Consider the following 14,309-nt stretch of genomic DNA (forward strand, 5'->3'; position numbering starts at 1 on the left):
CCCTCAGTCGATCAGTTCCAGCGCGGCGCGCGAGGTGACTTCGAGCAGAAGGCCACCGCGGCCCGCGAGCACGCCATAGGCTCGCAGGCGTTTACCGCCGAGTGCAGCCGGGGTCCAGCCCGCCTCCTTCAGTTCGCGCCAGAGCTTGCGTGACAGAACGATCGAGGCCGCCTCCCCGGGCCGGCGCGAAAAGTTCAGATAGGTCCGCTGCGAGCGCTCGCCCACGGACGCGATCCGGCCTTCCAGCATGACGTAGCGCCCCTCCTGCCCCTTGACGGCGGCGAGATCATGACCGTCGATCGCCAGCGGCGTCAAACCTTGGGCCGCCGGCGGCAAAACTTGCGAGGCAGAGGTTACCTTTGTCTGAATCGCGGTGGGGCCGGGCGCGCAACGCGCTACCTGCGCTTCTGCCAAGGGCAGGGCGGCGCCGCTCTTCTGCAGCAGTTGCGCGATCTCCTCGCGCTCGGCACCGGGCGCGGCCTCGACGAAGAGGCGGGCCGGCCAGCGACCCCAGCGATCCTTCTCGCCGGTGATCGCAAGCAGGATGTCGCGGCCGAAAAAGGGCGCGAGCCCGGATCGGAAACGGGCATCCTCCGCCGCATCCTGGCGGGGCGCCAGCCCGACCAGCCGCAAGGCGCGGCCATCGGCCAGGAGCGGATCGCCGGCGGCGTCGAAGCCCGAGAGGCGTGCCGGCACCGTCTCGACCGCCTCGACGCCGCAGGGCGTGGCCGAGCGGGCGGCAAGCGGCAGGGCGCCGAGGAGCCACAGGCCGAGAAGAAGGGGCTTCACCGTCATCGTGGTTATGCTACAGGGAGTTTCGTGCGTCCCGGTAGCTCAGCAGGATAGAGCAACGGTTTCCTAAACCGTAGGTCAGGGGTTCGAATCCCTTCCGGGACGCCATATAAATCACTGATCTCATTGATTTATATGAATTATTTTATTCCAGATCGATTGCCGCCCTAACATTTACCCTAAATCGGGCAGTGGTTTGTGTCGGACTGATTTGGACTGAATTGCCTACTGCGGACAGACCGACGCGCCACTAGCAGCCAATTACACAAACGGAATCAGCTGGATTTCGCCCCTCCGCGAGCGGGTGTCGCCTTGGATAGCAAGCGCCGCGCATTCTAACCAAGGTCGGAAGTTGGCTTAGAGCAGACGCCGTCGCGGGTTTTTGATACTTTCCAGATACTTCTTGATTAAGTTCGGCGAATGCGCGATCAAGGTATCAGCTGGCAGTTCGGAGCCGGAGGGGCCTACAATGTCGGACAATGTCCTGATGGTGCTCACTTTCAAGTCCATAGAACACATTCTAGAGGTCGGCGGCACACAATCTTGGGCATTGGATAGGGCGAGGGCGAGGGCGTGCAAGTATGCCGTTCTTTGCCGAAATGCGCGGTCGGCGCGAGTGGAAGGTCCAGAGGCTCACGGATCGGCGTTTTTGGTCGGCCGTATCAGCGATGTCGTTCCATCGACCGACACCGAGGGGCGCTGGCTTGTGCTCTTCAGCGAATATGCTCATTGCGCCGTCGAGGGTCAATGGGAAGGGCGAAATCCCATCAGGTTTAGGACGGCGGCAGAATTCGCCGATCTCGATTTTGAGACCCTGAGCTTCCAACCAATGCCGGCGATTTTGCAGGAGCGCCAACCAGACACGCGGCGCGGTCTAACTATCGCAGAGGCAAAAGCCGGTTTGAGTCTGGCTTTGGGGGTGCCACCCTCGGCAATCGAGATAACTATCAGAGGGTGATTGCTGTCTTCATGATCAATTTATAGTAGCTATTCGATAGACTGGGGGAAGACGATGGCTGGTAAGGGGACTCACACTGCAGCGTTCGCGCATTTTGGAACAAAGCCGCACAATGTACAGTGGAGTTGGTCCGCGCGGAATGAAGCAACGAAGACTGTGGTTGTCACGTTCTTTCAGGACGAGTTTCGACGCGAGAGTGACCGGCTGATTTACGAACGACCGCGCGAGGCTGCCATCGCTCTTGCCAGCAGCCCCGGCCACAATGAGTTGACCCGCAACCTCATCTGGGCACGAGATAATTGTGACGGCGAACTGAAGGCCATCGTGGCGATTGCGAAGGATCGCACGTCGCTCCCACGATCAATCGCTGAATGCCACCCGTCGAAGATGAAAGTCCGGCTGGTCGAGCTTGATGACAACACTGGCGCATTTCGAGTGGAGGCAGAATTGTAACCCACTGTAGGCTGGCGCATTTTGCATGCCGGGGCCGATTTTACGGTTAAGCCGGGCAGAATCAAAGGGCCTTTGGGTCTGCTCAAACCGTTGGATGCTGGCAAGCACATGACGCTAGAACACTTGAGCATCGACGATCGGCATCGCACTTCGCTGCAATGGTTCTTGGCGCAGGCGGGCCAAATCCGGTCATGGCAACAGATCGAGTTGCAAGCGGAATTCGGCAATCGGCTCGCCACGTTGGCCAAAGGCATCTACAAGCCGGCCTATACCGCCTACGCGCTTAGCATTCGGCAAACCCTCAGCAGCCCTTACGCAGACAAAGAGGTTGTCTCCCGGGCGGATGGCTCTTGGCTGTATCCGTACTTTCAAGAAAACTCGAACCCGAATGCGCGCGACCAAGAGGCGACGAATCGTGGGCTCATGATGTGCCTACGGGATGGCGTGCCAATTGGCGTCATGATCCAGACGAAACCAAAACCCGGCGTTGAGTATCTGGTCATGGGGCTTGGGTTGGTAGTCGACTGGCAAGACGGCTATTTCATCGTCGAGCAATTCGGGAGCGCAGCGGGACATACGAAACGAGACGCGGCACGGGACTGGATTTCGGCTGAAATCGAAACAGCGCCAGCCCCGCCGGCGATTTCGGGTGCTCGCGAATGGCAAATTCGACAGGTGCTCAAGCGCCGCGGACAAACTCGGTTCAGAATATCTCTCATACGGGCATATGGCGGCTGTTGCGCGATTACCGGCTGTAATGCGGTCGACGCCCTAGAAGCGGCGCATATTGCGCCGTACGGCGAATCCACCAACAACAAGATGGCCAATGGGCTGCTGCTGAGGGCGGACCTTCACACGCTTTTCGATCTCGGCCTACTAGCCGTGCACCCTCTAGACTTCACGGTCATGCTCAGCCCAAAGCTTGCAGGATCATCATACGATGGGCTTCGGGGCCAACAGTTGCGCCTTCCGAAGAACACCATTGATGGCCCATGCCCCCAAGCATTGAAAGATCATGCGCATTGGGCCGGATTGCTGGATGGCCTCCGGACCGACTAGGCCGATGTGCCAAAGGCAGCCGTAGCCGCCCATAGGCTCGCGAACTGCCGAATTATCTCAAATCGTCGGTCAACATCACGCCTGCTGCAATTGCAGGCTCGATTATTTTGCTCGGTCCGCGAGCCTTTTCACCCAACATTTCAATGCGGTAGCGAGCTCGTGTAACCGCCACATAAAGGCGATTATGAGCGGCGTAGGAAAGATAATTTCTGCTGCTGTCAGTCCCGTCGTCTGTAGGCGGAACGCGGCCTCCGTCAACGCCAACAAGTATCACGCCAAAAAATTCCAGACCGCCAACGTAATCGGCGTGCCCAAGGATAAACTGAGACGACATACGCGCGCCCTCGACCGCCAAAGCATCGCCCCTCTTCTTAAGAAAGAGATGCGGTTTATTCCTTTCAATAGCCCATTTCTCCAAACGATCCAAAATATTCTCGTCTGTTGCCACAATCAGGATGTCGCTACGCTTACAGTCCATATCGCGCTGCATTTGCTCGGCACGAACGAAAGCATTATCAATTAACGCGTCCTCATTTGGAACCGTGAGATACTTTGGAGGAGATGTAAGCTTTTCATCAATGTCAGTAAACGCTGAAGAAATATTATCAATCGGCTTGTCAAAATTCGTAAACAGCATTGCGCCGGAAGAAACAATTGAAAAAGCAAGATTGATAATGTCAGCTGAAGAGCGGAATATCGTTCTTACCTTCGTTTCGCTATCAGCATTTTCGCTGTCAGAAAGCGAATTCGCGATATCCGACGTTGTCCACCCGCGATCTCCAACAGCTTGAGAGCGATCTACAGAGTAGATAATCGGGTACGGACCTTGAGACTTCGAAAAATGATGAAATAAATGAAGTTCGTTTATATTAAAGAGATGAGTCTCGTCTATAAATATAGCGTCGTACCCTTCGCGAGAGCGCCTTCTGCGCCAAATCGGTGTGTCCAACTGCCCAATCGTAGTCAGAACAACATCATCTGTGTCGAATTGGCCGACTTGACCGAGTCTATTTTGATACAAACGAAATATAGCATAGACAAATCCCTTATCGGCATCGCTAGTCGCCGGAAGACCATATTTGAGAGACGGCACTTTTTTATAGGCATCAAGATTTTCAGATGCTCTACCTTTGATGATTACGCTGATTTCATGCTGCAGCATCTCGATAATTTTCCAAGAATGCTCATTTTTTAAGAACTCAGCGAACTCTGGAGTTAGAAATCGTTCATGAGCGGAGAAATCCGCCAGCATAGCTTCGTCAAAAGCCTCGTTTATATAAAGAAGCTGAAGCCCCTTTGACTCCATCGCATCACGGTCAATAAATTCGGACTCGCTGATCGCCTGACGCAGTTGCTCGGCACACAGCTCGCTAAGCGTGCAGATTTTTATTGATTGAGGCGCTAGACTGTTTTCTTCAAGTGAAAAGCCGTGAAAGTCGACAACTGTAAAAACCTCGGCGATTGACCGTTTTGTTGCGTCGCTATGTGTAACAAATACAGCCTTCAGGTCGCTTTCGGAGGCGCGAGCCGTTCGAAGTGCTGATACGGCTTTTAAGATGAGGGATAGCGTCTTTCCTGTGCCAGCTGCCCCCTCTATCCGATATGGGCCTACGATCGGCGCCTCTACAAAATTGCGCTGCTGCGTGGTCAGCATTGGCATCCAATCATCGAACCGACGGTACATAGAGCCGGCGCTAAATGAGGCTGCGTCTGGCAGTTCTATGACTTTGAGTTGACTCGGTACCTCCTGCGAAACGCTGCTTGCCAAGCGGCTGGGCAATGAAGAGCGCACATCGCTGACGCTCTCATAAGCCTTGCGAAAATTCGTAAGTTCAGCGACTTCGCGATTTGCATCCGCCCCTTCGTGTCCGGCCTTATATGCCAGAAGAAAATGGCCCCGATCACCTCGTTTCGCTAAACGTTCGCCGTTAGGGTCGCGCTCCAGCGTCACTCGATACGGCGCCTGCCGAAATCCTCGGAAGGGGAACACAAGGGCCTTTGAACTATTTGACAAAATGCGCTCTGAGAAATTCAGCGCTAGGCCCTGCCATATTTTTTTGGCGAACCTGAGCATTTTTTGAAATACAAATAACGCATCGCCTTCCGAGAATTCATCAAAAATAGCGGATTGCTGGGTGTCAATTACAAGATAGCGGCTATCGCTGGATACTTTCTGAGCTGTTAAAAAAATACCCTCCGAAAGAACTGTAAGCTCGATCTTCTGAACTTTGAATTCCAGTTCCGTTTTGCCTTTTATAATTTTAGCTAAAGTGCTACCTTCGGAGAATTCAATTGATTGCAAAAAACGATTGCCAACTATCTCATCGATAGCGCCAAGCTCGACTGAGATGTACTTCATGGCGCTCACCCTCGGGCCCTTGGACGTCTTGTACACATCTCTTCAACATATGATTTGGGCGGATCATCGAGGCCAATTCGCCCAAACAATGTCGAGAACGTTTGCAGCACATGCTCCACGGCAGGCGACTTGAGCTCACCAATCGGCATCGCAAATGGCGCGTGATCAAATGAGATCATTCGATGATACGGCATCGAAGATGCTTCGTCTCGATCCAGACCGGACGCAATAAGTTGCGCAAGGGTCCGAGGAATAGACTGAACCTCCCGAAGCAATATCACATACCCAGTCGAATCTCCGTCGAATTCGATACTTGACAGAAAATAAAGACCAGACAATTTTTGGTGAATCAATTCTTTTAGTAGATTAGACGACAGTTTTTCATTAATCGAATAAAGCTCACTGCATCTAGATTTATCCTCGCTAATAAGTGATATTAGCTCAAGCCGCTCAAGTAGCGATAAAAATCGATCCGATTTTGTTTTGAATTTCTTGTCTAAAGTATTAGCAAAAAACGATTCAAATATCGATCTGTACGTCTGAGAATTCAATAGGCTCTCGGGGAGAGCGCATTCTTTCATAACGCCCAAAATAGACGCTTCAGCATCGGAAAGTAGTCTCGATTTAATTATATCGAAACCGTCGCGCTCGAACCAATCATCCAAGCGAACTACCGGAAGATAGTTCAATACGGGAAACTTATCTTGCTCTACGTCGCATCTCGCCGTTATTACAAACCCATGAACAGCGCAGCCGGGGTAGTTTTCGGCTACGGCGCACGAAAAGATGCATCCCTGTGTCAATCGTCCGAGTAGGGGGCGGATTATAGCCATGGCTTACTGGTGCCAGCTTGACATGTGGGGCGCAAGCGAGGCGGCGGCGATGCCCACAAGCCATTGAGTTAGGAATTTTTGCGACGCACTTCCGTGGGAATTTGTAGCGTTCTTTCGTGGTTGTCAGCTTTCGCATTGCGACGAGACCGAGGCAAGCGCGACCGCTGGGGTATGGCTTAGCGGATGCGCGTGCCGGCGCCGGTCGGTTGCCGTATGGAGTGACCGTTACGAACTGGCGCGCGATTCAACGGTCAAGATCCTACCGGACTGATCAGCGCCATGCCCGGCTAGTTCAATTTGGGTGTGCTTCTCGTAAACCAACACTGAGGCGGTTCATAAAATCAGTTTGACAATCCAAAATGAACCAATGATAAGGATACCATCTTAAGTGAACCATTGAGGGTATCGGATGTTCGTTCGGGCTTATCTCAGAGCATCCACTATCGAACAGGACGCCAACCGAGCCCGTGAACAGATCGAAGCCTTCGCCGCAGAGCGTGGACTGACCATTGCCGCCACTTACATCGAGAGCGAAAGCGGCGCCTCGCTGAAGAGGCCAGCACTTTTCCGATTGTTGGCTGACAGTCGACCGGGTGACCTCCTTCTCATTGAGCAGGTAGACCGCTTGTCCCGTTTGAACGCTGAGGATTGGTCCAAGCTGAAATCAGAAATGGCCACCCGTCACATTCGCGTCGTGGCGTTGGACTTGCCGACGAGTTGGGCTATGGCGGACGCCAAGGCTGACGAGTTTACAGTGCGCATGTTCGACGCCATCAATTCGATGATGCTCGACATGCTCGCTGCCGTCGCCCGGAAGGATTACGAAGATCGACGGCGCCGGCAGGCGCAAGGCCAAGCCAAGGCGAAGGCTGAAGGTCGGTATAAGGGCCGCCCTGCTGATACCAAGCGCAATGAGGGCATCGCGTCGATGCTCAGGGCCGGTTTGTCGTGGTCCAGCGTGCAGGCAGCAACAGGGTGCAGCCGGGCTACCGTGGCCAAGATCGCAAAGCTGACCTCGTTCGGTAACTGCCGCCTAGATGCCTAATTCTTGGAGCGGCCCGTTCGCTGCCTGCTGCCCACCGCGCTTCACCTGCCCTTCGGAGCACTCTTCGCGCTGCCGATGCTCTCATCGGCTGCCTGAGGGCCAACATCCATTCCGCCCCCCGTCTCTGCGAGCAGATCGACAACCCGCACACCAAGGGCATTTGCTAGCTCGTAAAGCGTTATGACCGTCGGGTTCCTACGGCCTCGCTCCAAGCTGGAAATGTACCACTGGCTAAAGCCAGAGCGCTCCTCAATCTGTTCCTGAGTGAGTCCTCGCTCTTTCCTGAGCCGGGCAAAATTAGCTCCCACGAGCGTGCGCATATCCATGCGCCGAGAGCTTGCAATTTCTCATGCCCGCCATTACCAACTATAGTTGGTATTGAGCGAAAAGGGCGGGATAGAACCTCAACAAGAACAGAGGCCTCGCCTCGCGCTCTGTATCCCAACTCTACCTAAATAATGAGTTGGATTAGGTGACATCCGATTGATTTCAGATGCATCCTGATACGTCCTTATCTGGTTCTCTTGGCTGGAAATTGGGAAAAGACAACAAATGCGCCTTGCCTTGATTTTACTTGTTAGCGGATTGGCTCTTGCCGGCTGCAATTCCACAGGCACATCAACAACGGCAGATTTGGCTAAACTGCCGAATCTGGCCGTCTCGTTCAAATGGTGCGATCCTTCGCCATCGTTCACGGTCGGTAACGTCCCACCCGGGGCCAAGACTCTCAGCTTCCGCATGGTGGACAAGCAGGTGCCATCCTACATGCACGGGGGCGGCAGCGTCGCGTTCACGGGCAAGGGGTCACAGACCATTCCCTGCGGCAGCCTGAGCGGAGGGTCTTACAACGGACCGACCCCGCCTCCTCCGCAGGTGCACGACTACGAGTGGACGGTGACAGCCCTCGATAGCAATGGCACCGCTATCGCGGTCGGAACCGCAACGCGGAAATTCCCTGAATAAGCGACGAGCGTGGGGCTCAACGAATTCGTTGAGCCCCATTCCATTGTGCAGCCCGTCAAATGCGCAGTCACCCGAGGCGAATAAGTGGCTCGCACGGAACGACATGCTCAATCGCTGTTGCCGGGCGATTCTGGAGATTTGCCGACGACGGACAAGGCCCGCGATTTGCGGGAGGTCACGGCGCAATCAGCATGCGACTGGCGGATATGAACCTTCAACATACAAAGAGTTGCGGCACTTGCACGTTGTGTTGCAAAGTTTACTACGTTCCTGAACTCGATAAACCGGCTGGGTCGTGGTGTAGATTTTGCGCCCCCGGCAAAGGCTGCGGCAACTATGATAATCGTCCAAACACGTGCCGCGCTTTCAATTGCCTTTGGATGATAACCGACATTCTTGGGCCGGAGTGGAAGCCAGAGCGCTCAAAGCTCGTCATGGCAATTGACCCTAACACCAATTTCTTGATGGTTCAGGTTGATCCGGGTTCGCCGCGCGCTTGGCGACTGGAACCGTATTACAGCCAGCTTAAGAAGTGGTCGGTTGCAGGCGATCAGACAGGGAGAAGGGTAGTCGTCTTTCTGAACAACAAGGCAACGGTTGTGCTGCCGGATGGAGAACATGAGGTGGGCATTATTGGCCCCGGTGAGAAACTTCAAATCCAGCGACCGAGCACACCCAACGGCAGATTTAGCGTCACTAAAAGCTGACCCTCAATAGGATGCCGCCATCGCTAAGGCACCACGAGGAACTTAGCGGCGTAATCCGTGCTGACCCGTTGCTTCCGTTTGGACCCGTTGCGGCCCCTATGGCATAGCGGTCAATGGCGTCGCCATCTCGCCAGCCTTTTGAAGAGCATTGAAAAGGCCGCAATCCAAATAAACTCGGCCGGGATCAACCATAGCAACGACCGACCGATATTAGGCCAACCGCCTTCAACGAAATTAACGGCTGAAAGAGAAACGAACAATGCCGATGTGACGGCAAGGCCGAACAGGACGATGTAGTGGACAGACCAGCCTCGTAGCGTTGCTATCAACGCGGCGGCGAACGCGGTGCCTATGGTGGCGGGCGCGAGAACGATCCAGACCATGTCACGCCTCCATAACAGCGGCAGGTAGCGTAGTTGGTCCACAGAGATCGACAAGGTCCGCTTCCGACCCCTTGCCGACGTTGCGAAGTAGCAGGATGCATGGTTAGGTGCTTGTCGTTTGGCGACCCGGCCGGCTACACCCCATGCTCGATTTTGTGTTTTCGATAGCTGAGAATCCAATTTCTCTGATTATTGTAATGTGCTTGTCAGGCGCAATTACGCTTTCGCGTGAGAGCAATCATAGAACTAGGTATTATAAGGCTGCTTTTATTGTATTGATTACATATATATTATCCTATCTTCTTATATATCTGGTAGATGATGATTTTCGCATGGCAATGTTTTTTGTTGCATCGCCTGTCGCCGCCCTCGATCTGCTACTTGGCCGGAAGGGTGCCGTTAAAGTGCGCCATGAGCGAACGTCCATTTCCGACCAATAGTTGACGCCTCTCAACTGCACTGTCGCAGATCAGAAGCAGGCGACCTCGTTACTCACAAATCGATAGCCGAAATAACGGAAATAGAGGCCACGGCCTTCGTGGATCACAAAGACGGAATAGATGTCATCCGAATTGCGATAATCGATCAGTTTTTGTGGAAATGGCTTCGCCCCGCCGTCCTTCGGCCGGAGGTTGAGGTCATAGAACTTTCGGAATGAGTAGTGTTGCGGAACGTGGCAAGTGATCGAACCTACGAAACTCGTTTCAAAGTAGGACGCATGCTCCGATCTAAGGCCATGGACTTGAGCAGGGGTATCCGGGATTTGCGAGCCGCCTAAGCTCGGCGCAATGGCGGTTGCTGCAGCCGCGATTAAAATTCGGACCAAGCCCATCATTTCCTCCGCCGCAGGTAACGCAAACAGAGCGCTTTCGGCCTCGGATCGCAAGTCTGCTTCCGACCCTAAGCGGACTTGGGCATGGTGATGCGCAAGAGAGCCAATGCCCAGAACACGGCTCCTCCCGCCAGACCCGCTACGGCAGTTCTAATCAGGTTAGCGCGCCACAGTTCCCACCCCCAAGCTGTCCTATGACCATCGACTACCGTCGCACGCCCGCCAATGTTGAATTGAAAGGTCGTTGACGTTGGAAGCAGTTCGAGGAGGAGGCTAGGCATAATCGCGACCGCGGCTCCAACAACCACGCAGTTCAGCAAGCTTGGTGCCGCCCAGTTTCGTAGAATTAAGTAGGCTGGCAGGCCAAACAAGGCCGTTGCTGGAAGAGCCCCCATGCTGAGAAGCGTGACGGATCCAAGCAGCTTGGCCAGGGAGGTTGGCCAACCGAACTGAAAAATTGTTAGTACCGCGGCTCCAACGAGAGGAGCGACAATGAAGGCGAGAACTAGTCGCCATGGCGCTGGATATCGGTTGATGCGTTTAGGGCCGTGCATCACGCGAGCATACATTTTCTGCGTCCGTTTACGACCCATAGCAGCCTCTAGATTTTGGCGAAGAGACTTGTGAAGTTTAGAGTAGCAGACTATCGTTTTGCCGATTGACGCTATGGCAGGTAATTCACTTGAAGCTCAATGTAGACGTCCTGCAATTCGTGACATTGTTTCCCGTATATGGGCTGGTTTATGTGTTTAGGCATCGCATAGATCGATATATCGCCTGCATGGCTGAGTATACGATGGAAAATGCACAAGATAATTTCGAGAGTTCTCGCCCGGCATCTGCCAATTCATTACGTAAAACTTACTGGATGATGCTTTTAATAATTACAGCTGCTTTAGTTTTAGTTGTCACCAAGACCATCATCGACCCACAATCCGCCGCACTGCCGGGTTTTGAAAGGCTGACTGGTCGTTGAGCGGATAGGCCAGCCGAAAGTCTGCTACCGACCCATAGCCGTCCTTCGGAAGCTACACAATTATGCAGCGGGGCGGGAGAATGCCATGTCGAAGGCGCCGTTCTGGTTGCTCGTTGTACAGGGCGCCAACCAAGCTCGAATAGCAAGTGCTCGATGATGACCGCATTCGACGATCCTTAGCACTCACTTTGGCTTTCCCGTTTGCTGCTCGGCCTGTTCGGCCATGAATCGCTTGAATCCACCTGCTGGCTTGGCGGCAATTAGCGCCGTGACTGCCCGCTCAAGCTCAGCAGCGGAAGCAGTCCTGCAGAGCCCACCATGGCCTTTCCCACCCTCCCTCCCGTGACCTCAATGCAGACTGGTCGGAGCTACTGGCTCGGCCAACAGTGTCTCTAGACGTGCCTTTGTCAGCGCCTTCCCACCAAGCCAGTGGTCCTTGAGCGCCTTCCTGATGAGCTTCCGACCGACGCCATCTGTCTTGAAGACCATGTTGAGCGTATCGCTGCGGACCTCGTTATGGGCAGGCGTTGCCGGAAGGAGGGCGACCTCTACGACTCTGACATCGGTCAGCTTGCCGACCCAGTCATAAAGCATCTGAACGCAATGGGTGTCACGCAGGTTCGCAGGCAGTCTCAGGTTCCTCAGGTTATGATTCGCGATGTGGGCCTGCGATAGGCTACTCCCCTTGAATACGCCTGCGCTCAGGCACCAATTGAAATATTCAGGGTCTTTGAACGCGATATGGGCAATTAAGCAGCCATCATATCGGTATTTTCCAAAATCAATCGTATTCCATTTCATAAAATTATTCCTTTCAATAATTTTCATGTGTTATTAGTGATCGCAAGGCGGACCGCCGCCCTGTCTCGATTGTCCAAATATAGTCTGATCGCTTTGCGAATTAAGAAGTTGCGTGAAGCACCGGTGTCCGCCGTGATCGTGTTCAGGCGATCCACCAGCTCCTGGTCGCAAAGGATCTCGACTCTTACTCGCGAATGATGATTTTGCATGATGCCTCCCGCTCTCCCGGTTGAACCCGGTCCTTGTATTTATCGAGGGGGCGCGGCTCCTCGATCCAGCAAGGTGGCAGTCAGGCAGATCACCCAGCGTCCGGATGTGACCTAGTGGAGGGTCTCGGACTTGCTCGCCAAGGCGGCATGGAAATTCTCACGACGGATCATCCACATATCGTGAGATACGGCTTCCTTGCTCCATCCGTATTGATTGCAGACCAGTTCAGGCATCACGCCGTTGTCGAGCTTGAACTCGTGGTCCTGATAGCAATGCTTGAACAGATATCTCGCCCTCTTAGGAAGGCTTTGAGGATCGACATATTGAACGTCGATCCCGTTCTTTCCCGCTTCAGGGACTGCCTGCCCCCATAGCTCAGCAATGAGAGCCCTCAATGTCTGGATATCAATATCGAGCCTCAGCAGGATATGGACATGAGGAGCAACGAGATTGCCCTCATCGTCGAAATGCTCCATCACTACGAGGAAGAACGGCCATTTTTCCACTGGCTTTTCTTTCAAATATGGATCAACTCGAAGGAGTATATCCCTCAAGAGATCGATAGTTGTATGATATAGCTTTTGCGTTTTACCATCCCTATCATAGCGATACCATCGATTATCGTGACAAGCATCCATAGACAATGTAATGAAATAGTTCGGACTCTCTTCAATCACCTCGATTGACGATAGCTTTCTATGAGCAACCCTAGATTGCTTATCATTCAATCGATTTTGAACCCTTAGGAGGGTTGCCAGTTCAACTTTATCCTCTGCAAACGCGATCTTCTGGGTCAGAGTCTGACCGTTCTTGCGCGTTTTGGTGAGAGATTCACCGTTAGCCAATCTATCGTTGTATGACTTGATCAACGATAGGATTTCGTCCGTATGTTGAGACTTATGTTTAGATTTAGTATATCTTTGGTCTAATCCCATTGTTCAAACTCTCTTTCATGATATTCAAATCGTTTCGATTTGAAGTCGCGCCGCGACTACGTTTTGTATTGTATTTGTATATGTGATACCATGCATTATTCTTTGGATTGAAATTTTGCATGATTCGGAAACTCGTCTAGGGATTTCTCCTAGACAAAGGTTTGTGATAGGCAAACCATCACGGCATGCCTTTCGATCTTGGTCGAGAGATTGTTAGTGTTTGACGAGCCGACAAAATCGGACTAGTAAAAATCTCTATTTGATTTTATTTATCGGTACCGCTCGATTGAGATGGCCAATCGAGAGAAATATTTCGCCATGTGATATTATTGCGCATGAGGATCTGCAGCCGGCCCTATTTGGGAGCCGAACTTAAGTCCAGAAAGCAGCAGGGCGGGCTCTTGATTCGAGTACGCTGCACGTTTGTTTGCTGAAGTGAGGCCGGAGGGGAGGCTCCATGTGTCCTTGGGCTTCAGCTGATCACCCTACTGCGCGATTGCGATGTGGCGCGACGTCAGTCGAGACGGCTCGCGAACGGGCAGTGCATGAAGCCAAGCCACTGCGTCGTCATACAGAATGATGGTCTTTCCCCCGGCCTTTCTAGCTATGAGGCGGCCAGCGGCGATGTCTTCGAAAATTGTAGAGCGCCCACGTCCTGAAGCTTGAATTAGCCCCTTAATGTCGTAAGCGAGAGGGAAAATAGGTTTGGTCTTCTTCGTCATGTGTAAATCACCTTTTCAAATGGATTTCCTTTCAAGATTGATAAATCAAGTTCGAATCTGACGTTGTCTCTTAATTGCCCAATCTATGACTTGGGTTATTTCACATATTTCCTCGGAGGTCAACCTTTTTTCTTGGGGATCGAAAGATTTTAAAAGTAACAAATTCTCCTAATTAAGTAGTATTTGATCAATAACTACAATATTTTGCACTCTAAATTAAAGTATATGGCTTATTATATTACGTTACTCGAAGTTGACGTTATATAGATTGGTGAATTCGA

Annotated in this window: 16 protein-coding genes and 1 tRNA gene; 8 read left to right on the forward strand and 9 right to left on the reverse strand. The window is 52.8% G+C overall.

The genetic code is table 11. The features are described 5' to 3' along the window. Window positions 1-3 precede the first annotated feature (3 nt). The gene (locus tag GY40_RS26580) at window positions 4-795 is read right to left on the reverse strand and encodes a hypothetical protein (RefSeq protein WP_051987973.1); all 792 of its coding nucleotides are present in this window, start codon (window positions 793-795) and stop codon (window positions 4-6) included. A 28-nt stretch (window positions 796-823) separates the two neighbouring features. On the opposite strand from GY40_RS26580, the gene GY40_RS13490 reads away from it, so the two are divergent. From GY40_RS13490 to GY40_RS27980, 4 genes are all read left to right on the forward strand, one after another. Beyond that, window positions 824-900 (forward strand) — tRNA-Arg (locus GY40_RS13490). A 361-nt stretch (window positions 901-1,261) separates the two neighbouring features. Next, entirely contained in the window at window positions 1,262-1,750 is a 489-nt protein-coding gene (locus tag GY40_RS27055) for a hypothetical protein (RefSeq protein ID WP_081925369.1), read from the forward strand. A gap of 54 nt (window positions 1,751-1,804) precedes the next feature. Continuing rightward, window positions 1,805-2,203: a hypothetical protein gene (locus GY40_RS13495; protein ID WP_156115944.1), complete on the forward strand. Its 399-nt coding sequence runs from the start codon at window positions 1,805-1,807 to the stop codon at window positions 2,201-2,203. 108 nt (window positions 2,204-2,311) lie between these two features. Further along, on the forward strand, window positions 2,312-3,262 hold the full coding sequence (locus GY40_RS27980) for an HNH endonuclease (RefSeq protein WP_197062749.1): 951 nt from the start codon (window positions 2,312-2,314) through the stop codon (window positions 3,260-3,262). A 52-nt stretch (window positions 3,263-3,314) separates the two neighbouring features. On the opposite strand, the gene GY40_RS27060 is transcribed toward GY40_RS27980, so the two are convergent. Continuing rightward, a complete protein-coding gene (locus GY40_RS27060; RefSeq protein WP_156115945.1) occupies window positions 3,315-5,621 on the reverse strand; it encodes a UvrD-helicase domain-containing protein in 2,307 nt (768 codons plus the stop codon). A 5-nt stretch (window positions 5,622-5,626) separates the two neighbouring features. Continuing rightward, the gene (locus GY40_RS27570; RefSeq protein ID WP_156115946.1) at window positions 5,627-6,310 is read right to left on the reverse strand and encodes a hypothetical protein; all 684 of its coding nucleotides are present in this window, start codon (window positions 6,308-6,310) and stop codon (window positions 5,627-5,629) included. A gap of 553 nt (window positions 6,311-6,863) precedes the next feature. Between GY40_RS27570 and GY40_RS13515 the strand changes: the two genes are divergently transcribed. Continuing rightward, a complete protein-coding gene (locus GY40_RS13515; RefSeq protein ID WP_038363054.1) occupies window positions 6,864-7,499 on the forward strand; it encodes a recombinase family protein in 636 nt (211 codons plus the stop codon). Between the two features lie 41 nt (window positions 7,500-7,540). On the opposite strand, the gene GY40_RS13520 is transcribed toward GY40_RS13515, so the two are convergent. After that, on the reverse strand, window positions 7,541-7,825 hold the full coding sequence (locus GY40_RS13520) for a helix-turn-helix domain-containing protein (RefSeq protein WP_081925371.1): 285 nt from the start codon (window positions 7,823-7,825) through the stop codon (window positions 7,541-7,543). Window positions 7,826-8,051: 226 nt separating this feature from the next. On the opposite strand from GY40_RS13520, the gene GY40_RS27065 reads away from it, so the two are divergent. Both GY40_RS27065 and GY40_RS28255 read left to right on the forward strand, forming a co-directional pair. Beyond that, a complete protein-coding gene (locus GY40_RS27065) occupies window positions 8,052-8,462 on the forward strand; it encodes a YbhB/YbcL family Raf kinase inhibitor-like protein (protein ID WP_081925372.1) in 411 nt (136 codons plus the stop codon). A gap of 380 nt (window positions 8,463-8,842) precedes the next feature. After that, window positions 8,843-9,169: a hypothetical protein gene (locus GY40_RS28255; RefSeq protein ID WP_248311164.1), complete on the forward strand. Its 327-nt coding sequence runs from the start codon at window positions 8,843-8,845 to the stop codon at window positions 9,167-9,169. A gap of 110 nt (window positions 9,170-9,279) precedes the next feature. Here GY40_RS28255 and GY40_RS13525 read toward each other — a convergent pair whose 3' ends face one another. Continuing rightward, window positions 9,280-9,552 (reverse strand): hypothetical protein, encoded by a 273-nt coding sequence (locus GY40_RS13525; protein ID WP_156115947.1) that lies wholly within the window; start codon window positions 9,550-9,552, stop codon window positions 9,280-9,282. Between the two features lie 469 nt (window positions 9,553-10,021). Next, window positions 10,022-10,438 carry a hypothetical protein gene (locus tag GY40_RS27575; RefSeq protein WP_156115948.1) on the reverse strand — a complete coding sequence of 139 codons (417 nt, stop codon included), beginning with the start codon at window positions 10,436-10,438 and terminating at the stop codon, window positions 10,022-10,024. Between the two features lie 727 nt (window positions 10,439-11,165). On the opposite strand from GY40_RS27575, the gene GY40_RS27580 reads away from it, so the two are divergent. Next, complete coding sequence (locus GY40_RS27580; RefSeq protein ID WP_156115949.1) at window positions 11,166-11,360, forward strand: hypothetical protein; 195 nt, start codon at window positions 11,166-11,168, stop codon at window positions 11,358-11,360. 348 nt (window positions 11,361-11,708) lie between these two features. Here GY40_RS27580 and GY40_RS13530 read toward each other — a convergent pair whose 3' ends face one another. From GY40_RS13530 to GY40_RS27590, 3 genes are all read right to left on the reverse strand, one after another. Next, window positions 11,709-12,188: a hypothetical protein gene (locus tag GY40_RS13530; RefSeq protein ID WP_156115950.1), complete on the reverse strand. Its 480-nt coding sequence runs from the start codon at window positions 12,186-12,188 to the stop codon at window positions 11,709-11,711. Between the two features lie 293 nt (window positions 12,189-12,481). After that, a complete protein-coding gene (locus tag GY40_RS27585) occupies window positions 12,482-13,240 on the reverse strand; it encodes a hypothetical protein (protein WP_156115951.1) in 759 nt (252 codons plus the stop codon). 551 nt (window positions 13,241-13,791) lie between these two features. After that, complete coding sequence (locus GY40_RS27590; RefSeq protein WP_156115952.1) at window positions 13,792-14,028, reverse strand: DNA-binding protein; 237 nt, start codon at window positions 14,026-14,028, stop codon at window positions 13,792-13,794. Window positions 14,029-14,309 lie beyond the last annotated feature (281 nt).

The sequence above is a fragment of the Allobosea sp. UNC402CLCol genome (genome assembly GCF_000745475.1).
Lineage (GTDB): Bacteria > Pseudomonadota > Alphaproteobacteria > Rhizobiales > Beijerinckiaceae > Allobosea > Allobosea spartocytisi.